Here is a 24,367-nt window from a genome sequence, read left to right on the forward strand (position 1 = left end):
TTAAAACATCAGGCTATTATATTTATGAAATAGGTTGATAATCAGTCTATTGTCTGCCGGGATATTGTTTCAGCGCTCTTTCCAAACAATCCATGGCAGCATTGATATCTTGAAGATTCAATACATAAGCAAGTCTTACTTCCTTTTTCCCCAATCCCGGTGTACCATAAAATCCGGTAGCTGGTGCCAGCATTACTGTTTGCTTTTCATATTCGAATGATTCAAGCAGCCACTGACAGAAAATATCCGCATCATCTATGGGTAACTGTGCCATGGCATAAAAAGCACCACCTGGGTTCGGACAAAAGACACCTTCCATCGCATTGAGTCGCTTAACGATCAGGTCTCGTCTTGATTTATATTCCGCTTTTGTAGTATCAAAATAATCTGCCGGCAAGTCAATAGCAGCTTCTCCCGCGATCTGTGCAAAGCTTGGCGGACTGAGTCTTGCCTGCGCAAACTTCATAGCGGCATCCAGTACTTGTTGGTTACGGGTAATAAAAGCGCCGATTCTTCCTCCGCATGCGCTGTATCTTTTACTGATGGTATCCATGATGATCACATGATCATCCACGCCTTTCAAATGTAAGGCGCTCACCTGATGACCTTCATAGCAAAACTCACGGTACGCTTCATCGGAGAACAGGTAAAGATTGTGACGCAGAATAATATCTTTCAGTTGCTCCATTTCTGCAGCGCTGTACAAATATCCTGTTGGATTATTGGGATTACAGATCACAATGGCTTTAGTGCGCGATGTGATCTTTTTCTCTATCTCTTCAATCGGAGGTAAAGCAAATCCATTTTCAATGTGAGAAGTTACGGGTACAACAGTAACTCCTGCAGCCACGGCAAAACCATTATAATTGGCATAAAAAGGTTCCGGAATGATCACTTCATCACCTGCATCCAGACAAGCCATAAAACCAAATAAAATGGCTTCACTACCACCGGTGGTAACAATGATCTGCTGGGCAGTAACATCAATACCTACAGATTGATAATACCCGACCAATTTCTTTCTGTAACTCTCGTTACCTGCACTATGACTGTATTCCAATACCTTGAAATCACTATGGCGAACTGCATCCAGTACCATTTTGGGTGTTTCAATATCCGGTTGACCAATATTGAGATGGTATACTTTGGTTCCTTTCTTTTTGGCAGCTTCTGCATAGGGAACCAGCTTTCTGATGGGGGAAGCAGGCATGGCCTGTCCGCGTTGACTGATCTGTAACATGCCGCAAAGATAGGGCTACAGGAGTGTACAAAAGAAAAGCGATCCTTCATCAGGACCGCTCATCTTAAAATAGGTTCAAACGAATATTATTTGCTGGCTTTGCCGGATGTTTTGGCAGCCACTACTTCTCCTTCGATTGTAAGAATGACCGGATCATTGATACCTGCAAACTTGATCGTAACACGTTTGCTAAAAGTACCCAATGCCGCTGCGTTATAGGTTACTTTGATCGTGCTGTTCTTACCTTTTAAAACCGGTTCTTTACTGTATTCTGGAGTAGTGCAGCCACATTCTGCAGTTGCAAACTCAATCACTGCCGGTTTTGAACCGTTATTGGTAAAAGTGAAAACATGAGTTACAGGCTTGTTCTGCTCAATTTTTCCAAACTTAAAAGCACCTTCAGAAAATTTCACATCCTGAGCCATGACTCCAACACTAGCGATCAAACCGAGTACGGTTAAAAACAAAAACTTCTTCATATCAATAGGTATTTATTATGCTTTTCTCAAAGTTACAACAGAAATAATAGCAGCAAGTCTACCATTTGTCAATTTTTTTGGTTCTATGGTAACTTAAACGGCTTCGCAGGATAAATATCGCTAATATCATGCCGTTTTTTGCGGGTAGGTACATTTTTTACGGAAAACTAATTTCCGTTAGCCTATTCCGTTGGTAATGTTATTTTTGCCGCATGGAATCAAGTTCATCTTTGGGATACAAAAACGATATGTTGTCTTTTGACGGTTTTCGCAATGCTGTGATCGAAGATTATCGTATTGCCATGATCAGTCGGGAAGTGAGTTTATTGGGTAGAAGAGAAGTGCTGACCGGGAAGGCCAAATTCGGAATTTTTGGTGATGGTAAAGAAGTAGCTCAGATCGCTATGGCGAAATTTTTTCAGCCGGGTGATTTTAGAAGTGGCTACTATCGTGATCAGACATTCATGTTCGCAACCGGCTTGGCAAGTGTAGAACAATATTTTGCCCAGTTGTATGCAGATCCGGATGTGAAGAATGAACCTTTCAGCGGCGGTCGTCAAATGAACGCGCATTTTTCAACTCGTTTTGTGGATGACAATGGTAACTGGCTTGATCTTGCCAACAGAAAAAATGTTTCCTCTGATATAGCACCTACTGCAGGACAAATGCCACGTGGATTAGGTCTTGCATTTGCTTCACGTTGTTTTCGTTCGACCAGAAATCCGGAAGCATTTGAGCAATTAAGTCATAACGGTAATGAGATTTGTTTTACCACCATCGGTGATGCAAGTACAAGTGAAGGACATTTCTGGGAAACCATTAATGCAGCCGGTGTTTTACAAGTGCCCCTTGCGGTATTTGTTTGGGATGATGGTTATGGTATTTCTGTTCCAAAAAATTTCCAGACTACAAAGGGATCTATCTCTTCTGCATTAAAAGGATTTCAGAAACAAGCAGATACCAACGGTATTCATATTTATAAAGTGAAAGCATGGGATTATGCAGGTATGTGTGAAGTGTTTGAAGAGGCCTTGCAAAAAGTGCGTGAAACACATGAGCCCGCTTTGTTCCATGTAGAAGAAGTAACACAGCCACAAGGTCATTCTACCAGTGGTAGTCATGAGCGTTATAAGAGCGCCGAAAGATTGGAGTGGGAGAAAGAATGGGACTGCATCAAAAAGATGAAAGAGTGGATGATAGAAAACGGACTGGCATCTGTTGAGGAGTTGGCAGAAGTTGAAGCTGCAGCAAAAGAAACCGTAAAAGAAGCCCGCAATCGTGCATGGGAAAAATATGTTGCACCAATCAAACAACAAGCAGAAAAAGCAGCAACACTGATTCGTCAGGTAATGGTGAATGATATTGATAAATACAATGCCATTCAACAAATGGCCAATGAACTGGCGGCCAACAAAGAACCTTTAAGAAGAGATATTCTAAGAGCAATTGCGATTGTTACTGAAACCGCTCCATTTTCACCTTCTGCAGAAGAACTGAAATCATTGAGAGCTGAGTTGCTGGAAGAAAACACTTCGCTGTACAACAGTCATCTCTACAATGAAGGAACAAAAAGTGCACTTAATGTACCGGAAGTAAAACCTTTGATCGCTTTTGATGCACCCACAGTAAATGGGTATGAAGTATTGAATAAATATTTCGATATGCTCTTTGCTTCCAATCCGAAAGTGTATGCTTTTGGAGAAGATGTTGGACATATCGGTGACGTGAATCAAGGTTTTGCAGGGTTACAGGATAAGCATGGAAAAGACAGAATATTAGATACCGGTATTCGTGAATTGACCATTGTTGGACAGGCCATCGGTATGGCGTTACGTGGGTTAAGACCGATCGCTGAAATTCAATACCTCGATTATCTGTTGTATGGCTTACAGCCTTTGAGTGATGATGTATCTACTACTCATTTCAGAACCAAAGGACAGCAAAGTTGCCCCGTGATCATTCGTACACGCGGACATCGACTTGAAGGTATCTGGCATAGCGGTTCTCCGATGGGTGTTGTGATCAACGCACTTCGTGGTATGTATGTCTGTGTGCCAAGAAATATGGTGCAGGCGGTAGGGATGTACAATACCATGTTGCAATCGAATGATCCGGCTATCATAGTAGAGTGTTTGAATGGCTACCGATTAAAAGAAAAATTACCGGATAACTTATTGGAGTATACGGTTCCATTAGGTGTACCGGAGATCATACGTGAAGGTGCTGATGTGACCATTGTTTCCTACGGCTCTACCTTACGTATCATTCAGGATGCAGCGGATAGACTTGCGGCAGAAGGAATTGATTGTGAGATCGTGGACGTACAAACTTTATTGCCATTTGATTTGAATCACGTGATATTGCAATCACTGAAAAAAACAAGCCGTATCATCTTCATTGATGAAGATGTTCCGGGAGGTGCAGCTGCTTATATGTTCAATAAAGTGATGGAAGAACAAGGCGGATACAAATGGCTGGATGCAAGTCCAAGAACATTAACTGCAAAAGCACATCGTCCGGGTTATGGAAGTGATGGTGATTATTTCGCTAAGCCAAATGCAGAAGATGTAATAGATGCGGTAAGAGCATTGATGGCGGAGTGATGGAGCTACAGGCATCAAGGTATAAACTTCAAGGAATTATTTATTAGCCACAGATTCACAGATGTTCAGTAATCTTTGAATCTGTAGCTAATTTATTCATAAAACAATTCTTTCAGATCAGGAGTTGGAAGCCAGCAGGAATCTTGTTTGCCAAACCATTTGTATCTGTTCCTGGCAACCAAGTCATAAAAGAAATTCCGGATGAAAGGAGGGATGATGATAAAGCAGTAAAGCAAAAACCATAACCCACTCATCTCTTTTGCCACTTTCAATGCAGCAGTAGATTTGGTATAGATCTGGCCGTCTTTTAATAAAATGAAAGTATTGAAATCAGTACCTGATAAATGAAACTGCTTTAAGACTTCTTGTCCGAATGAACCTTGTAAAGAAGCAAAACGAAATTTTCTTTTCGGATCATATTTGATCACTTTCTGAACACTTGCATTACACAAATTGCACACGCCATCGAAAAGAATAACAGCGTGGGAAGTATTTGTAATAGTGTTCATAGTGTAAAGGTAATAGCATTCGGGCAGGCTTCAAGCTTTAAGCCGCAAGCCACAAGTTTTTTAACAAAGCAGCCATTCCCTGTGTGGAAATGGCTGCTGCAGATATCAATCTTTTATTTTTAGCTTGAAGCTTATTGTTTGAAACTAGTAGCTTCTAACCCATATTGTGAAACACCTTATTCACATCCTCATCCTGTTCCAGTCTTTCGATCAGTTTGCTGACATCTTCTGCTTGTTCATCAGTTACAGGAACGGTAGTCGTTGGGATCCATTCAAGTTCTGCACTGATAGGATTGAGGCCTTTATCTTCCAACGCTTTTTGCAGACTTCCGAAATCTACGAATGCACAACGTAAAACAATGATCGGATTTCCGTTATCATCATTGCTTTCTCCTAATTCTTCCAAACCGAAATCAATTAATTCCAACTCAAGATCATCAATATTCAATCCTTCAGGCTTCAGTTTGAATACACCCATTTTTTTGAATTGGAAACTAACGCTGCCACTATTTCCCAGTGCTCCATTTCCTTTATTGAAATGACTTTTTACATTGGCTACGGTTCTTACATGGTTATCTGTGGCGGTTTCTACCAACAGTGCAACTCCATGTGGAGCATATCCTTCATACAAGATCTCTTCATAGTTTGAAGTATCTTTCCCTTGTGCTCTTTTGATCGCCGCTTCCACACGATCTTTTGGCATACCCACACTTCTGGCATTCTGAAAACAACGACGTAGTGCCGGATTGGTGGCAGGATCTGGTCCGCCGGCTTTTACTGCTATCACAATCTCTTTACCGATACGGGTAAACTGCTTGGCCATTCTGTCCCAACGGGCAAACATGGTTGCTTTACGTACTTCAAAAATCCTTCCCATAATGATCTGTTTAGGTGAACGGGTTGCAAAAATAAGTGTATTGCACATAAAAAAGCCCGCCACTCGGGCAGGCTTTTTCAGCAGTTAGTTAGATTGTTTTATTGTCCATTACGGAGTTTGCTATGATGTCTGCTGTACACAAAGTATACAACCAGACCCAATGCCATCCATCCGAAAGCTACTTTCAGGGTTTGTGCATCGAGGGCAAAGATCATCGCAGTACAAACAATCACACCCAAAATCGGCACCAATGGAACCAATGGGGTTTTGAATGGTCTTTCAATCTCTGGTGATTTCACGCGTAGGATCCATACACCTGCACTTACCAGTACAAAGGCGAATAAAGTACCAAAGCTGGTCAAATCACCCGCAACGTGGCCTGGTACAAAAGCTGCAAACAGTCCTACGAACACAAATAATATCCAGTTGGCTTTATAAGGCGTTTTGAATTTAGGGTGAAGTACACCAAATGCTTTGGGGATCAATCCGTCATTACTCATGGTATAGAAAATACGGCTTTGTCCCATCAACATTACCAGGATCACAGAAGAGAAACCGGCAAGGATCGCAACGGTTACCGCTGTAGATAACCACTGGTATTTCACCATATAGGTAGAGATCGCATAAGCAACAGAAGCTTCACGTCCTTTTTCTGGATCAACGAACTCCTGCCAGTTAGCCACACCTGTTAATACGTGTCCGAAGAGGATATACAGGATCGTACAAACGACCAATGAGCCTAAGATACCGATCGGCATATCACGTTTTGGATTTTTGGCTTCTTGTGCTGCAGTACTAACTGCATCAAAGCCAATAAAGGCAAAGAATACAATAGCTGCACCGCCGAGAACACCACCCCATCCATGTTTGAATACACCTGTATAGTCAGCGATCACTTTTCCGGCACTGTCTGTAACAGCTGCTGTGCCTTCGGGGATCATATATGGTGTATGATTTTCAGGACGGATATATTGCCAGCCCAACACAATAAAGAGAATTACGATCGCTACTTTAATGAATACGATCACCGCATTCACCATTGCAGACTCCTGTGTTCCTTTAATCAATAATAAAGTCAATAATAAGAGGATGATCAATGCAGGAGCATTGATGATTCCTTTATGTAATACCCCAGCAGAGTCTGTAAAACTCTCGAAGGGGCTATGCGACCATTCATAAGGAATACCTCCATCAAAAAGCTTATTTAAATATTCACTCCATGCAATAGATACCGTTGCAGCACCCAATGCATATTCCATGATCAATGCCCAACCAATGATCCAAGCAACCAGTTCACCCATGGTTACATAACTGTAAGCATAAGCACTACCCGCAATAGGAATCATAGCCGCAAACTCTGCATAACACAGACCTGCAAAAGCACAACCGATCGCAGCAATAATAAATGAAATGGTAACAGCCGGACCTGCAGCCTGTCCGGCAGCAGCAGCAGTTCTCACGAAAAGTCCGGCACCAATAATGGCACCAATACCCAAGGCAATTAGATTGCCGGCTCCGAGGGTACGTTTTAATCCTTTGTCGCCCTCATCGGCCTGGGCCAGTAATTGACCCAATGGTTTCTTTACAAATAAACTCATAGTACAGTTTGGTTAAGTTTCTGAATTAGAAAGATTTGGCAAAATAGGGATTTCTGGCTTTCATCCCCTAAAACTTTTATGAACCAGTCATTTCACCGTTCACAAAGGCCATTTCACCAGAAGTATTATATTGCGTCACTAACAAAGCCCCAATGAAGAAATCGAATAGGCTTACACTCTATATCATCATAGCCATGATCGCCGGTGTTATTCTTGGCTATTTTGTACATGATAACGCATCTGCTGAAACCATTCAGAGTTTTTCAAAGAATCTGAAGCTGTTTACAACCATTTTTCTTCGTCTCGTACAGATGATCATTGCCCCATTGGTATTTTCAACATTAGTTGTGGGGATCGCTAAACTTGGAGACTTGAAAACGGTAGGTCGTGTCGGAGGTAAAGCACTATTATGGTTTATCTCTGCTTCATTGGTGAGTTTATTATTAGGGATGTTATTGGTCAACATTTTTCAACCCGGGAAAGGAATTGACCTTAGCAATGCTGATATCTCGGGTGCGCAAGACCTTGTTGGTAAGACACAAGAATTCAGCATTCAGAAATTTGTGGAGCATGTGTTTCCGAAAAGTGTGATCGATGCAATGGCCACCAATGAAATATTACAGTTAGTAGTATTCAGTATCTTTTTTGGTGTGGCTACCGCTGCATTGGGAGAAAAAGCCAAGATCGTTGTAAAAGGATTGGATGCTGTTGCGCATGTGATCCTGAAAATGGTTGGATATGTGATGAACTTTGCACCCATCGGTGTATTTGGAGCCATTGCTGCAGTTATTGCTACCAAAGGATTAGATGTGTTTATTTTTTACGGCAAATATCTCCTGTATTTCCTGATCGGTATTGCAGCATTATGGGCAATATTGTTAACGGTAGGTTTTATCATTTTAGGTAAACGTTTGCCCGATCTCTTACGCCGTATTTTTCCGCCACTCATCATCGCATTTAGTACTACGAGTAGTGAAGCAGTGTTTCCAAAGCTTACAGAAGAACTGGAAAGATTTGGCTGTAAGGATAAGATCGTATCCTTTATTCTTCCATTAGGTTATTCTTTCAATCTGGATGGAAGTATGATGTATATGACTTTCGCCAGTATCGCCATTGCACAAGCTTATGGTATACAACTTGATCTGGGAACACAATTGACCATGCTTATTGTACTCATGCTCACGAGTAAAGGGATTGCCGGTGTGCCACGTGCATCATTGGTTGTGGTAACTGCTACTTGTGCGATGTTCAATATCCCACCGGAAGGCATTGCACTTATCTTACCCATCGACCACTTTTGTGACATGTTTCGAACTGCTACCAATGTAGTAGGAAATGCATTGGCAACAAGTGTGGTAAGTAAATGGGAAGGTGCATTGGATGAGCCTTCCGATATTTCAGTTTCTGCTTAACCTAAGATTCATTCCATGTTACAAATATTATTATCTGATTTTCACTGGAGTCAATTACTACAACCTCAGTTTTACATTGAACATGGAGGACTCTGGCTCATTTTATTTGTGGTTTTTGCAGAAACCGGTTTATTTGTAGGCTTCTTTTTACCGGGTGATAGTCTTCTGTTTGTTGCCGGTATCTACAGCAGTAACCTGGCAAATGAATTTATTCCTACCGGAAATGAATACCTGGATCTTTTATTATTGATGTTACTTATTTCCGCAGCCGGTATCGCCGGAAATACAGTCGGGTATTGGTTTGGACGAAAAGTTGGTCCGGCCATGTATAACTGGAAAGAAAATATACTCTTCAAAAGAAAATACCTCGAACAAGCACATGAGTTTTATGAGAAACATGGTGGTGGTGCCATCATTGTTGCTCGTTTTATTCCTATTGTAAGAACCTTCGCACCGATTGTGGCAGGTATCGTTCAGATGGATAAAAAGAAATTTGTGTTCTTTAATATTATCGGATGCTTGGCATGGGTATTCAGTATGTTGTTTGCGGGACATTTTCTGCAAAAATGGATATTGAATCAATTTGGTTTTGATCTGAAAGATCATCTGGAGGTAATTGTATTGGGTATTGTGCTGGTCACAACCGCACCGGTATTCATTAAACTGTTTGCAGGAAAAAAGAAGGATAACAAAGAAGCGTAACAAAATAATTGATATCTCTTTCAAGGTATCTAATACCAAGAATAGATCATTCACTTTCCAAACTGCTTGTCATGACCGAAAAAAAATACGGTGTTCTTTCCTTGCCCGTTATTGTTGCTGCACTAGGTTATTTTGTTGATATCTACGATCTCTTACTATTTACCATTGTCAAAAAACCCAGTATGCTGGGTGTTGGAGCAACAGATGCTACCATGCTGGTAGACAGTACACGTGTGATCAACTGGCAGATGACCGGATTGTTACTTGGAGGGATCATTTGGGGGATGCTGGCAGACAAAAAAGGAAGACTCAGCGTATTATTCGGATCGATCATTTTATACTCTTTGGCGAATTTTGCTACAGGGTTTGTTCAAACAGTAAACCAGTATGCGGCTTGTAGATTTGTTGGTGGACTAGGTCTTGCAGGTGAGTTAGGTGCGGGTATTACATTGGTGAGTGAATTGTTGCCTAAGCATAAAAGAGGTGTAGGTACATCACTGGTAGCCGGTATCGGATTAAGCGGCGCCGTAGCAGCATACTTCACCTATCAGTTCACTGATGATTGGCGTTTGTGTTATAAGATCGGGGGCGGATTAGGGATCGCACTATTATTACTACGCGTAAGTGTGGCCGAATCAGGCATGTTCAGAGAAGCGAAAGAACAAAAAGTGGTACGTGGCAATTTCTTCATGCTGATCAATAATGGTAAACGACTCAAAAAATATGTTTTCGCAATTCTGATCGGCTTACCTACATGGTATGTGATCGGTATATTGGTCAATCAAAGTGATCGTTTTGGGAATACCATGTTTGGAAGTACTACCATTGACTCTGGAAGATCCATCATGTTTGCTTATGCAGCGATAGCGATCGGTGATATGTTGGTTGGATTGGTAAGTCAGTATTTCAAAAGCAGGAAAAAAGCGTTGCTGATCTATTATATGCTCACGATCGTTGGGTTGGTTTTATTTTTTAGTGATTACAATCGATCGGATACAAGCATGTATGCTATCTGTACATTGCTAGGTTTTAGTACGGGCTTCTGGGCCATTTTTGTAACGATGGGGGCTGAACAATTCGGCACCAATTTACGTGGAACAGCAGCTACTACGATTCCTAATATGGTGAGAGGTGCTTTACCATTGATCAACATGATGTTCTTGGATCTTTTTCAGAAATCATGGGGATGGAGTTTGGTGTACAGCGGTATCATCACAGGTATTGTTGTAATGACGATCACACTGATTGCTTACTACTTTACCGAAGAGACCTTTCATAAAGATCTCAACTACGTTGAAGAATAATAGTATTCCGTGTAATTTATTGCTTCTGTGGTGAATAAATGTGTTACTCAGAGTATGTACAGCGTTTCACAGAGGTGATATCTATACTTCTTATCTTGCAGCTATGAAATTCTTGGTCATTCGTTTTTCTTCTATCGGAGATATTGTATTGACAACACCGGCCATCCGTTGTTTGAAATTACAAGTACCCGACGCTGAAGTACATTTTTTGTCCAAGCAATCGATGAAAGCAGTTACTGAAGCCAATCCTTATATCGATAAGTTTTATTATTTCTCTAGTGATCTCGATAGCTTGATCCAGGCTTTAAAAGCAGAGCAATACGATTACATCATCGACCTTCACAAAAATTTCAGAACCTGGCGCATAAAAAAAGCACTGAAAGTTCCGGTATTGTCTTACAATAAAGAGGTCATTGAAAAAGTATTACTCACAAGACTGCACATCAATAAAATGGCAGGCCGACATATTGTGGATCGTTGTTTGGATACATTAGCACCACTTGGTGTTCAAAATGATGGGAAGGGAATGGACTATTTTATTCCTGCAACGGTGAGGGTAAAAGCTGAGGATCTTCCTTTATCGCATAGTGCGGGTTTTGTAGCCATTGTTATAGGCGCGAGTTATTATACCAAGAAACTGCCAGTTTATAAACTAAGGGAGCTTTGCGCCAAATTGCAGTACCCCATTATACTCGTGGGTGGAAAAGAAGATAAGCAAGAAGGAGAGGAGATCGCAAAAATTGATCCTGTTAAGATTTACAATGCTTGTGGCAAATTCAGTTTACATGAATCGGCAGATATCATTCGTCAATCCAAATTGGTGATATCGCATGATACCGGTATGCAATACATTGCTTGTGCACTCAACAAATCTGTACTTGCTATTTGGGGAGGTACTTCACCTGCATTGGATGTAGAGCCTTATTATGGTACAGAACAATTACTACAGCACAACAAACCTGCTTATCATAACTTCATCGTAAAAGGCTTGGCTTGTCAGCCTTGTTCTAATTATGGAACAAAGACTTGTCCGAGAGCACATTTTAAATGTATGCAGGATCAGGATATTAATTTGATCGTTGCTACTGCGGGTCAATATCTCACATCTATGGCATAAAAAAAGAGCCCCGAAATTTCGGAGCCCTTTCTTTATTACCAAAACCAACTATTATCCTTTGATACGTTTTGCTTCACTTTCCAATCCGGTCTGACGTTGACGTGCAGCTTTTACTTGGTTGTTACCAAATCTCCAGGAGAATGCCAAGCGTACAGTACGACTTTCATTCTGACCACGTCCATTGATGAACAATCCACCAAAATTACTGGTAGCAGTCCATGGATTGGTAAAGAAGATATCCGTTACACTAAGTTTTAATGTGCCTTGTTTTTTCAAGATCTGTTTTTGGAATCCAAGATCCAATCCACCCAATGATTTTGTTCTCCAGGTTGCACCCCAAACATTCGGACCACTGAACCAACCACTCAACTCTGCATTGTATCCTTTGCCTAAAGTGAATGTATGTTGCATATAAGCTCCAAACATTGGGATTTCAGTTTTCACCTCATTGGCGCCGATCTTTCCTTTAAACATCTGATAGTTGTACCAAACATTTGCATAACCATTCCACCACTTTGCAATCGGTAAAGGAGAACCGATACTGAAACTCAGGATACGTTGTGTTGCCAGGTTTCTTTGTTGTACATAAGTGGCATTATTGGTAGTGTCGGTTGTTTGTGTCGCAAAATCTTTGACATGGCTATAACCAATCGTGGTGTTCAACATGTATTTGAAAGTATGCGATAATTCAATCGTATTGGTATACTGCGGACGTAAGAACGCATTTCCTTTTTCGTAGGTCAACTCATCTAATTTGTTCTCAAATGGATTCAGATCCTGATAAGTCGGACGATCGATACGACGGCTAAAGGTTAAATTCAAGGTGTTCTTCTGGTCAACAGTCCAGGTTAACGCTGCACTTGGGAAGAAATCCAGATAGCTGCGTTTAACAGTGTTATCAGCTTGAATCACACCATCAGCTCTGGTCAACACACCTTCGCTATTGGTTTGTTCCATACGTAAACCTGTTTGTAAACTCCATTTTGGACTGAACTGACGCTGATAGTTTACATAAGCAGCATTCACATTTTCATTATAAGTAAAGCTGTTACTTCTGCTTAAGATTTTTACTGGAACTCCATTGATGTCATTGAAGAAATCAAATGTATTTTTTGTCTTTACATAAGAGAACTTAGCACCATATCCTAATTTACCTTTCCATTTTGGTTGATCTACGTCCACTTTAGCAGTATAGATATCAATATCGGTAGGAGTATAGTTACGGTTGATCACTTGTGATAACATATTACCTGTGTTGTCAAGGTAATTGTTAGGTTGATAGCTTCTGCCGGTACCACGGAATAAACCATAGTCAGCATCAAAGTTGATCTCTTTACCACTGGTATCAGCATAACGATAGTTGATATTGGAATTCATATTCGTTCTGCTACCGGGAATGGTATTCAAAGCCACCAGTTTTTTTACAAACTGCTTGGTCGGATTATAAGAGATGTTGGTATTACTTTCACTGGTCCAGTCATTATCACTAAAGTTGGTGGTAACGAGAAAGCCTAAAGTATTCTTACTGTTAAGAAACAGATCGGCACCCAATTTCGCATTCACACTCTTATTGTTACTCCAGTTTGTACTTTTCTGATCATAAACAGAGTCTCTTTGTACACGATACAGATCTAAGGTATTCTCATAGCGACCGATATTGATTCCAACATTGCTGAACAAGTTCACTTTTTTATCGCGATAGTTCAAGCTAACAGAGCCATTACCTTTCGGCGTAACACCTTGTACCAATCCCATATTTACAGAACCGTTGGTGCCATATCTTTTATTCTTCTTTAAACGAATATTGATGATACCGGCATTACCACTCGCATCATAACGAGCACTCGGATTACTGATCATTTCAATTGCTTCAACATCATTGCTGTTGATGCTTTTTAAATAAGCAGCTAGGTCCTGACTACCTAACTGGGTCATCTTTCCATCAACATAAATACGTACACCGGTCTTTCCTTTCATGGAAATATTCTCATTATTATCTACTTGGATACCCGGACTTTTTTGTAATAATTCCAATGCATTACTACCGGTAGCATTGATGCTATTCTCAACATTGAAAACAGTTTTATCTGCCTTGATTTCGATCATTGGCTTACGGGAAGTAACTGTTACATCCTGCAGTTTAGTAGCTGCGGGTTGTAATGTGATACTGCCTGCATCAAATCCTTGACCGTTTTTTACTTCAAATACAGGAGAATATGTTCTTTCAAAACCGATCATTACATAACTCAGCAAGTATTTTCCTTCTTTGCCATATACCATTTCAAATGCACCATTGGCATCTGTAACATCTGCTTTTACGAGGGAACTGTCTGTAGACTTTAGTAAGGATACAGTAACGGACTGTAATGCTTTGCCACTGTTATCACTGATCTTTCCTTTAATAGTACTGCTGGTTTGCGCGATAGCGGTGTTCAATAATGAACTCAATCCGATCACAGCCGCAGTTAAAATCCTTCTCATTTTATTGTTGTTTAGGTTGCTCAATCAGACGCAAAGCACTTAAGAATGTTACAGCTGAGTGGGTTGTTTCGGGATGAGCAGTGACAAAGGCATGACAAGCGGTCGCAGGTCGAGATAAAAAAATCCCTGTCTGTTTTTTACAGACAGGGATGTATGTACAAACGGTTCAATAAAAGGATGAACAGCAGCTTATAAAGTCTTCAACACATCATTCATGCTTCTCACTGCTTCAGCACTCTTGTTGAATAAAGCTTGTTCTTCTTCATTCAATTTAAAGTCGATGATCTTTTCCCAACCATTCTTACCGATCACCACAGGAACACCTAAACAGATATCTTTTTGTCCGTATTCACCTTCCAGACTTACGCAGCAGGTAAACAATTTCTTTTCATCACGCAGAATGCTTTCTACCAGTGCTGCTCCAGCTGCTCCCGGTGCATACCATGCAGAAGTACCGATCAGTTTGGTTAACGTAGCACCACCAACCATGGTATCCGCCACGATTTGCTTTTGCTGTTCTTCTGTTAGGAAATTAGTAACAGGTGCACTATTCCAAGTAGCCAAACGGATCAATGGAATCATAGTGGTATCACCATGCCCACCTACTACTACTGCATTAAGATCAGCAGGACTGCAACCCAGGTGCTGACTCAATTGATATTTGAAACGGGCGCTATCCAATGTACCACCCATACCGATGATTCTGTTTTTAGGTAAACCTGTAGATTGTAATGCCAGATATGTCATAGTATCCATCGGATTACTGATCACGATGATGATGGCATTAGGGGAATACTTCAGGATGTTTTCACACACACCTTTTACGATACCGGCATTGGTACCGATCAGTTCTTCACGTGTCATACCCGGTTTGCGAGGCAAACCTGAAGTGATCACAACTACATCTGAACCAGCAGTCTTTGAATAATCATTGGTGCTGCCGGTAATACGGGTGTCAAAACCCAGCAAAGCAGCGGTTTGCATCATGTCTTGTGCCTTACCTTCGGCCAGACCTTCTTTAATATCCAGTAATACCAATTCTTCGGCCAATGCGGCGCGTGCAATATTGTCGGCACAAGTAGCTCCTACGGCTCCGGCACCTACTACGGTTACTTTCATAAACAATGATTATTTAAAGTGAGGAATTTTTTCCGCTGCAAAGGTAAGGGTTGGCAGTCGTTTGTTGACGACGTTTCAGGCTTTTTGACACCACTGTGGATAGCAGTTTAACAAACTTTTCCTGTCAGCCCTTTTTATTGCTTATACTCTTTAAGAAGGCCTAATAACTCAGGCATTTCCACACCTCCTTCATAAGCTTTTATGTAGTTGCCTTTTTTATCATACACAGCTACATAGGGAGTATATTTTACCTGAAAAAAAGAAGGAATACCATAATTCGGGTCTCGACCCACTTTGAGGTTTTTATGGTTAAAAAAACCATACTCCTGCGCAAAGCCTTTGATATCTGCCATTTCACGATAACTCACCCAAAGAATAAAACTATTTTTCAGGCTGTCCATCACAGCCATCATTTCTTTGGCTTCATGTTGGCAATGACCACAATCCGGACTGAAATACACAATGATCGTAAAATCGGAAGCAGGCAGCTCTTGCTTGGTAAACCAAGTGCTATCGGTTTGCAGGATCGTGAATTCAGGTAATTTTTTTGTCTTTAGGAAAGGAGGCTGGTCTTCAGAAGAGTTTTGCGCATAAGACATCAAGCCTGTCAGTGACACTAAAAGTGTAAAGAAAATTTTTTTCATGGTTATTTTCATTGACCGTTTTTACCATTTGCTGCTTTTGCCTCCATCATCCGCATTTCTTTTGCATCTTGTAAGAATTCGGATGCAAAGATGAATTTATTGAGTAACTCATCTTTACTGAAAATGATGTCTTTGTTAGATCCTTCCCATTGTTTTCTTCCCTGATGTAAATAAACAATATGGTCACCAATCTCCATTACACTATTCATATCATGTGTTACAACAATGGTCGTGATATTGTATTCCTCTGTGATCTCTTTGATCAAACGATCGATCACCATAGATGTTTGTGGATCCAACCCTGAATTGGGTTCATCGCAGAACAGATATTTAGGGTTGAGTACAATCGCACGGGCGATACCAACTCTTTTTTTCATTCCTCCACTGATCTCGGAAGGATATCGCTTATGGGCATCTTTCAGGTTCACACGATCCAACACCTCGTTCACTCTTTTCTTTTTCTCTGCTACAGACCAATTGGTAAACATATCTAGCGGAAACAAAACATTCTGCTCAACGGTCATTGAATCGAATAAAGCAGTACCCTGAAACAGCATGCCAATTTGCTGACGCAATAATTTTCTTTCATCATTATTCATCAACAGCATATCTGTTCCATCATAAAGGATCTCGCCAATTTCAGGACGAAACAATCCAACCATACATTTGGTGAGTACGGTTTTACCACTGCCACTGGTACCGATGATCAGGTTACACTTTCCAGCTTCCATCACTGCACTGATATCTTCAAGGATAGTGCGCTCTCCAAAAATCTTCTTTATGTTTTTGATCTCGATCATGTGACTGCAAACTAATCTTTTGTTTTAGAATGGCTCTACTAGATTCCTTAATAAATCCTCAAAAACTTCTCTTTTGCGTATGAGATAGGATTTGCCTTCTTTTACCAAAACCTCTGCAGGACGATATCGCGAATTGAAATTACTCGCCATTTCAAATCCATAAGCGCCTGCATTATCAAACACCAGTAGATCTCCTTCTCTGATCTCATGCATCGGACGTTCCCACGCAAATGTGTCTGTTTCACAGATATTACCGGTGATGGTATAGTTTTTTATCTCACCCTTCTCATTACTGATGTTTCGGATCCGGTGGTAGGCTTCATAAAACATCGGTCTGATCAAATGATTGAATCCACTGTTCACACCCGCAAAAGTTGTGGCGGTGGTTTCTTTTAAAACATTCACCGATGTAAGCAGATATCCTGCTTCGCTTACCAAAAATTTACCGGGCTCGAACCATACCTGAAACGAGCGCTGATAGGTTTGTTCAATTTTCTCTTCAAATGCCAAGATCTCTTTTGCCAGTGCTTGTATATCAGTTCCCTCTTCTTGATCCTGATAAGGCACTTTGAATCCACCACCCAGATCGAGGAATTGTAATTCAGGGAAATGTGGTACCAGATCAAAAAACACATCGGTCACTTTCATGAATACCGCCACATCTTTGATCTCACTCCCCGTGTGTACATGTAATCCGGCAATATGAATTTGATATTGTTGCATGATGCGAACGATATCTGATAACTGTTCGATCGGTATCCCAAATTTGCTGGTATCATGACCTGTAGAGATCTTTAAGTTACCTCCTGCCATGATATTCGGACGAAGACGAATGCCTACCGGATAATTATGACCATATTTTTTTCCAAACTTTTCCAGGTTTGATAAGCTATCAATATTGATGTTGATACCCAGTGAAACAGCTTCTTCGATTTCATCAAATGCAATGCCATTACTGGTATACAAAATATCGGAAGATGGAAAGCCAGCATGTACTGCTAATTTCGCTTCGTTAATAGAGCTACAGTCTACCTTACAACCAATAGACTTGATATGTTTCAAAATACTAACATTGGTCAGTGCTTTACAGGCATAAAAGAAACTGACCTTCTCACTGTTAAAAGCCTGCTTTAGTTGTTGAAATTGTTCGGTGATACGATCTGCATTATACACATACAATGGCGTACCGTATTCAGCAGCAATATTTCTTAATTGCTCGTTGGATAAAAAAGATGACATACTGCGAAGATACTTGTCTGGCAGATATTCATGTCACCGCTGTTCCATCTTATTGTTGATTTTCGTCAGAAGGGTTTTCTTCATCGGTAGAACCTTCGCTATCTGAATCGGAAGGCTCATTGTTTTCGGTAGGCTCTTCTTCACCTTGGATGATGAGTTCTCCATCTTCATTAACGGTCAAAAGAGAGGTATCGCCATCAATGATCGCCTCTTCAGTAGGGGCATCTTCTGCAACAACATCAGCTACAGGCTGATCTGTAAAGTCTTCCGGACGGATGACCGTTCCTTCAACGATCTGTTCCGCCAATACTTCTTTGATCTTTGGTAGGTCTTCCGGAGAATTGATGCCAAAGTAGTCCATGAAGTTTTTAGAAGTAGCGTATACCAGTGGTTTTCCCGGCATTTGTTCATTACGGCCACTAATGAGGATCAATTCTTTTTCCAGAAGTTTCTGGATGCTGTAATCACTGTTTACACCACGGATAGACTCGATCTCACCTTTGGTGATAGGCTGTTTATAAGCAATGATGGCCAGTGTTTCCAGCGCCGCATTGGATAAGCGCTTGAGGAATTTATCGCCATTCAATTGTGCAATGGTCTTGTGATAATCTTTTTTGGTCAGGAATTGCCATCCACCACCACTTTCACGTACCTCAAAAGGATAAAACTCAGATTGATATTTTTCACAGATACCTTGTATCGCAGCTTCCACTTGGTCAAGCGTTACGCGCTCTTCCAGAAAACCAAATGTATTGTTGATGAGTTCAACGATATCCAAAGAAGTGAGCGGTTTCTCACTGGCAAAGATCAACACTTCAATGTGTGGTATGATTTGGCTTATCTCCATGATTAATTTGAAAATGGGCTGATTTGAAAATTTGAAAATAACGAATTGTCATAAATGGAGCATAAAAATGTGCAAAGCCACACTTTTACTTTACCACATTTTCAAATCAGCTTATCCCTGCAATGCAGCAGCACCACTTACGATCTCGGTCAATTCAGTAGTGATAGCAGCCTGACGGGCTCTGTTGTAACTAATTTTAAGGGTCTTCAGTAACTCGTTCGCATTTTCACTGGCTTTATCCATAGCTGTCATACGAGCACCGTGTTCACTGGCATTACAGTCTAATACCGCTTTGAATAACTGCGTATTCAGGATCTTTGGCATCAGTTCAGCAATCAGTTCTTCTTTCGCAGGTTCGAAGATGAAATCAGATTTTTTAGCAGACGTACCGTTGCTCACTTTAGGAATTGGCAGGAACTGCTCAGCAGTAAAGCGCTGAGTAGCTGCATTCTTGAATTCACTGTAAATGATCTCAACAGCGTCGAACTCCTTATTTTCAAAAGCTTTCATCGCTGCCTGAGCTGCAGACTGAACAGATTCGAAACTCAGGTTCAGGAAAATATCTTTATAGGTCGCATCTACTTTGTAGCCTGCTTTTTGTAAACTTTCGTATCCTTTTTTACCGATATTCCAGATGGTTACATTTCCTTTCTGGTGTTGAGCGGCATACTTCTCAGCGATGGTTTGTTTGGCCAGTTTAATGAGGTTCGCATTGTAACCACCACAAAGACCACGATCGCTGGTGATAACGATCAACAATACTTTTTCAACGGCTCTTTCTTCTGCCAGTTTGATGTGCATATCACCTTCAGTATTGCTCACGATATTGCTCAACATTTCCTGCAGCTTCTGTGCATAAGGACGCATTTGCGTAATGGCATCTTGTGCACGGCGTAATTTAGCCGCACTCACCATTTTCATTGCTTTTGTGATCTGCTGAGTACTCTGAACACTCTTAATCCGATTACGTACTTCTTTTAACTGACCTGCCATGGGTTGAAAAGTTTCATTTTTCAAGAAACAAGGATTCAGGTTGCTCTGTGATCCCTGTTTTCAATTTGGCTGCAAAAGTAGCAGAATCACCCTGAAATTCCATCAAAACTTTGCTTTTTTACGCACCACTTATCCGTGGCCGTTAAAAACGATAACTAAGCCCGAATCCATTCGCCGAAACGCCCATTTGTAAGTGATCCATCTTTTTTTCCAGCCATCGGGTGTTTTTATGATGCTGACCGTATTGGATCAGGTCAAAAACGAGCAAAAATGCTCCCTGGAGCAGTAAACTATTCCCAAACCCCTCATTCCTGGGGTTATTTAGTCGCATCCCTCTTTCTTTCAGGTACATACCGGTAGCGATATAAGCCAGGTCTAACCCACTGTTCACCAATAGTATCTTTTCTATTTTTTGTTGTTCTTTCCAATTGTCGCTAAACCCATATTGCTTTTTCATCTGTTTTCGAACGCCCAATAACCCAACCCCGGCAATGGCGAAATTGACCGTATTCCAATATGCATTCATTTGATGGAAGGCTTGCTCGCTGCCTTGGGTATTACTGGCCGAGATCGTTCCCTGAATAATATTGGCACTGGCCCAGGCGCCTAAAACATACATGTTATTTTCTATCAATTTGATGCGCTGACGGGCAATGGAATCTTGTTCATTCCCTTGTGATTGTGCCATAACGGCGGAAAAAAAAGCCGGAATCAGCAATAAGACACGTAGTTGGGTCATCTTCAATTCGTTAAGTATTTGTATAAATCATCGCCGCTTGATAAGCGGAGCAATTGCTCTGTTCAAATTCTTTACCTTTGGCGGCCTCAGTTAAAAATGCCAAATTGGCTCAAAAACTTTTTGCGCACCGTTTTTGACTGTTAACTTTTTTCTAATACACTAGATGCATTATATATGTTGAAACTTTTTTCAAAATTATTCGGAAGTAGTAAAAGTGAAAAGGATGTGCAGCAGATCATGCCCATCATCCAAAAAATAAATCAATTCTACGAACAATATCAGCAGTTGACCAATGATGAACTGCGTAATAAGACACAAGAGTTCAAACAACGTATTCAGTCTTATCTAACAGATATCGACAAAGAAATCGCGAATAAAAAACAGGAAGCAGAAAGCTTGCCTGAAAATGAGATCCATAATAGAGATACCATTTATCAGCAGGTAGATAAACTGAAGAAGGAAAGAGATAAAAAAATCGAAGAGATACTGGCTCAGATCCAACCTGAAGCTTTTGCTGTGGTAAAAGAAACAGCAAGACGTTTCAAAGAAAACCCGGAAATGGTGTCTACGGCAACCGCATTGGACAGAGAGCTAAGTGTCAAGAAAGAGCATATCCGTATTGAAGGCGATAAAAGTATTTTCAAGAATACCTGGACAGCAGCGGGCGGTACGGTTACCTGGAACATGGTGCATTATGATGTTCAGCTGATTGGTGGTAGTGTTTTACACCAAGGTAAAATCGCTGAGATGGCTACGGGTGAGGGTAAAACCTTGGTGTCAACCTTACCTGCTTATCTGAATGCACTTGCCGGAGAAGGGGTACATATTGTTACCGTGAACGATTATCTGGCTCGTCGTGATAGTGAATGGAATGGTCCTATTTTCGAATGGCTGGGATTGAAAGTGGATTGTATCGACAAACATGAACCAAGTACAGAATCCAGACGCAATGCATATCTCGCAGACATCACTTATGGTACCAATAATGAATTTGGTTTTGATTATCTGCGGGATAACATGGTGCATTCTCCACAGGAAATGGTACAACGCAAACACCATTTTGCGATGGTGGATGAAGTCGATTCAGTATTGATCGATGATGCTCGTACACCTTTAATCATTTCAGGTCCGATCGGACATAATACCGGCGAGCAGCAATTCTTTGAGCTGAAGCCAAGGATCGAAAAATTGGTAGAGGCGCAGAAAAAAGCAGTGAATCAATTTTTAAATGAGGCAAAAAAGAAAATAGCTGAGGGCAATGATGATCCGAAAGATGGCGGATTGGCTTTATTCCGTGCGCATCGTGGTTTGCCGAAGAATAGTGCACTCATTAAGTTCCTGAGTGAGCCCGGTATGCGTGTGAAGTTGCAGAAAGCAGAGAATTATTATCTCGCAGATCAGCAAAGAGAAATGCCAAAAGCAGATGAAGAACTCTATTTCTACATCGATGAAAAAAACAATTCAGTTGAGCTGACCGATAAGGGTATTCAATTGATCACGAAAGCAGGTGAAGACACACAATTCTTTGTGTTACCGGATATCAGCGTATCACTTTCCACCATTGATAAAAATGAAGGGGTAAGCGCAGAAGAAAAATTACACCAGAAAGAACAAGTGATCAATGATTACTCTGTGAAAGCTGATCGTATCCATACTGTTCATCAATTATTAAAAGCGTACACCTTATTCGACAAGGATGTTGAGTACGTTGTTATGGATGGCTCTGTAAAGATCGTTGATGAACAAACAGGTCGTATCCTGGATGGTCGTCGTTATTCGGATGGATTACATCAGGCTATCGAGGCAAAAGAAAATGTGAAGATCGAAGCGGCTACGCAAACCTATGCAACAGTTACACTCCAGAATTATTTCAGGATGTATCATAAGTTGGGTGGTATGACCGGTACCGCTGAAACTGAAGCTGCAGAATTTTGGGATATCTATAAACTCGATGTAGTAGCTATTCCTACCAACGTGACCGCCATTCGAAAAGATGAGCAGGACCTGGTATATAAGACCAAGCGTGAAAAATTTGGTGCAGTAATTGAAGAAGTGGTAAAACTGCGTGATGCAGGTCGCCCGGTACTAGTGGGTACTACATCCGTAGAAGTGAGTGAGTTATTGAGCAGAATGTTGCGCCAGAAACAAATACCTCACAATGTATTGAACGCAAAACAACATGCCCGTGAAGCACAGGTTGTTGCTGAAGCAGGATTGGCCGGTGCCATTACCATTGCTACCAACATGGCGGGTCGTGGTACAGATATCAAACTCGGACCGGGTGTGAAAGAAGCAGGTGGATTGGCCATTCTGGGTACTGAGCGACATGAGTCTCGTCGTGTAGACAGACAGCTGAGAGGTCGTGCGGGTCGTCAAGGTGATCCGGGGTCATCTCAATTCTTTGTATCTCTTGAAGATGATCTGATGCGTATGTTCGGTAGCGATCGTATTGCCAAGATCATGGACTTTGCAGGTTATAAAGAAGGAGAAGTGATCCAGCATAGCATGATCACCAAATCTATTGAACGTGCTCAGAAAAAAGTAGAAGAAAACAACTTTGGTATTCGTAAGCGATTGCTGGAGTATGATGATGTAATGAATAAACAAAGAACAGTTGTTTATACGAAGAGAAGTCATGCATTGTTTGGTGATAGACTTGCACTGGATCTGGATAATGCTTTTTATGCAGTGGCAGAAGATCTGGTGAATTCTTTCAAAGAGCAGAATGATCATGAAGGATTCAGACTGGCAGTGATCGTGAATTTTGGAATTGATCCATCTATTACTGCTGAAGAATTAGCTAAACTCTCTGAACAGCAACTGACCGAAAAGTTATACCTCGAAGCAGTTACGAACTATGACAGGAAGAAGCAGGAGATCATGACACAAGCCATTCCTGTATTTAAAAATATTCGTCAACAGCAAGGCAATCATATTGAAAATGTGATCGTACCATTTACCGATGGAAGAAAAGGCATGCAGGTATTGGCGAACATGGAAAAAACACTCAATAGCAATGGCGCTGAGTTGGTAAATGCTTTAGAGAAAACCGTTACACTAGCACTCATCGATGATGCGTGGAAAGAACATCTGCGTGCCATGGATGATCTCAAACAGAGTGTACAAACAGCAACCTATGAGCAGAAAGATCCGCTGGTGATCTATAAAATGGAAGCTTACAATATCTTCAAGAAAATGGACAGTGAAGTAAATGTCAACATTGTTCAGTTCTTATGTCATGCAGGTATTCCTTTGAATGATGGGGAAGAAGTGCGTGAAGGACGTCAACAAAAGACGGATCTGAGTAAGCTCAGCACTACCAAAGAAGATATGGATGCACCACCTACTGAGAACGATTATTATGATCCTACACCTGTTAAGCAGCAGCCCGTTGTTACAGGACCCAAAATAGGACGCAATGATCCTTGTCCGTGTGGAAGCGGTAAGAAATACAAAGCCTGTCACGGTAAAGACTTATAAAGAAAAGCCTCCTATTCGGGAGGCTTTTTCTTTAGTTTTGTAGCATGACAGGTCGTTTTTGGAAAAGACATTTTACCCTCTGGATACTATTCATTTTCATCTTGTTCATCGTAGTATTTAGCCGAGTATATTCAAAACAATTACAGCGACAGGAACAAAGACCTTATTTGGCAGGTATAATTTC

19 protein-coding genes are annotated in these 24,367 nt (G+C 41.0%); 6 read left to right on the forward strand and 13 right to left on the reverse strand.

Annotated features, from left to right (window positions below; all coding sequences use genetic code 11):
• Positions 1-46: 46 nt before the first annotated feature.
• Both ABXG83_RS12990 and ABXG83_RS12995 read right to left on the reverse strand, forming a co-directional pair.
• Positions 47-1,240 carry a pyridoxal phosphate-dependent aminotransferase gene (locus ABXG83_RS12990; protein WP_353549298.1) on the reverse strand — a complete coding sequence of 398 codons (1,194 nt, stop codon included), beginning with the start codon at positions 1,238-1,240 and terminating at the stop codon, positions 47-49.
• An 86-nt stretch (positions 1,241-1,326) separates the two neighbouring features.
• Complete coding sequence (locus tag ABXG83_RS12995) at positions 1,327-1,719, reverse strand: DUF1573 domain-containing protein (RefSeq protein ID WP_353549299.1); 393 nt, start codon at positions 1,717-1,719, stop codon at positions 1,327-1,329.
• A 212-nt stretch (positions 1,720-1,931) separates the two neighbouring features.
• Between ABXG83_RS12995 and ABXG83_RS13000 the strand changes: the two genes are divergently transcribed.
• Positions 1,932-4,322 (forward strand): thiamine pyrophosphate-dependent enzyme, encoded by a 2,391-nt coding sequence (locus ABXG83_RS13000; RefSeq protein WP_353549300.1) that lies wholly within the window; start codon positions 1,932-1,934, stop codon positions 4,320-4,322.
• Between the two features lie 92 nt (positions 4,323-4,414).
• On the opposite strand, the gene ABXG83_RS13005 is transcribed toward ABXG83_RS13000, so the two are convergent.
• The 3 genes from ABXG83_RS13005 to ABXG83_RS13015 all read right to left on the reverse strand — a co-directional run bounded on the left by ABXG83_RS13005 (position 4,415) and on the right by ABXG83_RS13015 (position 7,306).
• Positions 4,415-4,831: a thiol-disulfide oxidoreductase DCC family protein gene (locus ABXG83_RS13005; protein ID WP_353549301.1), complete on the reverse strand. Its 417-nt coding sequence runs from the start codon at positions 4,829-4,831 to the stop codon at positions 4,415-4,417.
• A 154-nt stretch (positions 4,832-4,985) separates the two neighbouring features.
• Positions 4,986-5,708 carry a YebC/PmpR family DNA-binding transcriptional regulator gene (locus tag ABXG83_RS13010; protein WP_353549302.1) on the reverse strand — a complete coding sequence of 241 codons (723 nt, stop codon included), beginning with the start codon at positions 5,706-5,708 and terminating at the stop codon, positions 4,986-4,988.
• 98 nt (positions 5,709-5,806) lie between these two features.
• Positions 5,807-7,306: an amino acid permease gene (locus ABXG83_RS13015; RefSeq protein ID WP_353549303.1), complete on the reverse strand. Its 1,500-nt coding sequence runs from the start codon at positions 7,304-7,306 to the stop codon at positions 5,807-5,809.
• A gap of 152 nt (positions 7,307-7,458) precedes the next feature.
• Between ABXG83_RS13015 and ABXG83_RS13020 the strand changes: the two genes are divergently transcribed.
• The 4 genes from ABXG83_RS13020 to ABXG83_RS13035 all read left to right on the forward strand — a co-directional run bounded on the left by ABXG83_RS13020 (position 7,459) and on the right by ABXG83_RS13035 (position 11,841).
• Positions 7,459-8,718: a dicarboxylate/amino acid:cation symporter gene (locus tag ABXG83_RS13020; RefSeq protein WP_353549304.1), complete on the forward strand. Its 1,260-nt coding sequence runs from the start codon at positions 7,459-7,461 to the stop codon at positions 8,716-8,718.
• Positions 8,719-8,733: 15 nt separating this feature from the next.
• Positions 8,734-9,420, forward strand: coding sequence for a VTT domain-containing protein (locus ABXG83_RS13025; protein ID WP_353549305.1), 687 nt, complete (start codon positions 8,734-8,736; stop codon positions 9,418-9,420).
• A gap of 71 nt (positions 9,421-9,491) precedes the next feature.
• The gene (locus ABXG83_RS13030) at positions 9,492-10,724 is read left to right on the forward strand and encodes an MFS transporter (RefSeq protein ID WP_353549306.1); all 1,233 of its coding nucleotides are present in this window, start codon (positions 9,492-9,494) and stop codon (positions 10,722-10,724) included.
• A gap of 103 nt (positions 10,725-10,827) precedes the next feature.
• Complete coding sequence (locus tag ABXG83_RS13035) at positions 10,828-11,841, forward strand: glycosyltransferase family 9 protein (protein WP_353549307.1); 1,014 nt, start codon at positions 10,828-10,830, stop codon at positions 11,839-11,841.
• Between the two features lie 51 nt (positions 11,842-11,892).
• On the opposite strand, the gene ABXG83_RS13040 is transcribed toward ABXG83_RS13035, so the two are convergent.
• The 8 genes from ABXG83_RS13040 to ABXG83_RS13075 all read right to left on the reverse strand — a co-directional run bounded on the left by ABXG83_RS13040 (position 11,893) and on the right by ABXG83_RS13075 (position 20,703).
• Complete coding sequence (locus ABXG83_RS13040) at positions 11,893-14,322, reverse strand: TonB-dependent receptor (protein ID WP_353549308.1); 2,430 nt, start codon at positions 14,320-14,322, stop codon at positions 11,893-11,895.
• A 189-nt stretch (positions 14,323-14,511) separates the two neighbouring features.
• A complete protein-coding gene (mdh, locus tag ABXG83_RS13045; RefSeq protein WP_322195024.1) occupies positions 14,512-15,441 on the reverse strand; it encodes a malate dehydrogenase in 930 nt (309 codons plus the stop codon).
• A gap of 134 nt (positions 15,442-15,575) precedes the next feature.
• Complete coding sequence (locus tag ABXG83_RS13050) at positions 15,576-16,097, reverse strand: redoxin domain-containing protein (RefSeq protein ID WP_353549309.1); 522 nt, start codon at positions 16,095-16,097, stop codon at positions 15,576-15,578.
• Entirely contained in the window at positions 16,094-16,885 is a 792-nt protein-coding gene (locus tag ABXG83_RS13055; RefSeq protein ID WP_353549310.1) for an ATP-binding cassette domain-containing protein, read from the reverse strand. The genes ABXG83_RS13050 and ABXG83_RS13055 overlap by 4 nt, the downstream gene beginning before the upstream one ends.
• Positions 16,886-16,909: 24 nt before the next feature.
• Positions 16,910-18,124: a diaminopimelate decarboxylase gene (gene lysA, locus ABXG83_RS13060; protein WP_353549311.1), complete on the reverse strand. Its 1,215-nt coding sequence runs from the start codon at positions 18,122-18,124 to the stop codon at positions 16,910-16,912.
• Positions 18,125-18,173: 49 nt separating this feature from the next.
• The gene (scpB, locus tag ABXG83_RS13065; protein ID WP_353549312.1) at positions 18,174-18,971 is read right to left on the reverse strand and encodes an SMC-Scp complex subunit ScpB; all 798 of its coding nucleotides are present in this window, start codon (positions 18,969-18,971) and stop codon (positions 18,174-18,176) included.
• A 111-nt stretch (positions 18,972-19,082) separates the two neighbouring features.
• Entirely contained in the window at positions 19,083-19,964 is an 882-nt protein-coding gene (gene atpG / locus ABXG83_RS13070; RefSeq protein WP_353549313.1) for an ATP synthase F1 subunit gamma, read from the reverse strand.
• Between the two features lie 142 nt (positions 19,965-20,106).
• Positions 20,107-20,703 (reverse strand): hypothetical protein, encoded by a 597-nt coding sequence (locus tag ABXG83_RS13075; RefSeq protein ID WP_353549314.1) that lies wholly within the window; start codon positions 20,701-20,703, stop codon positions 20,107-20,109.
• Between the two features lie 174 nt (positions 20,704-20,877).
• Here ABXG83_RS13075 and secA point away from each other — a divergent pair, with 174 nt between their 5' ends.
• Positions 20,878-24,183, forward strand: a complete 3,306-nt coding sequence (gene secA / locus ABXG83_RS13080; RefSeq protein ID WP_353549315.1) for a preprotein translocase subunit SecA — start codon at positions 20,878-20,880, stop codon at positions 24,181-24,183.
• Positions 24,184-24,367 lie beyond the last annotated feature (184 nt).

The sequence above is a fragment of the Sediminibacterium sp. KACHI17 genome (genome assembly GCF_040362915.1).
Taxonomy (GTDB): domain Bacteria; phylum Bacteroidota; class Bacteroidia; order Chitinophagales; family Chitinophagaceae; genus Sediminibacterium.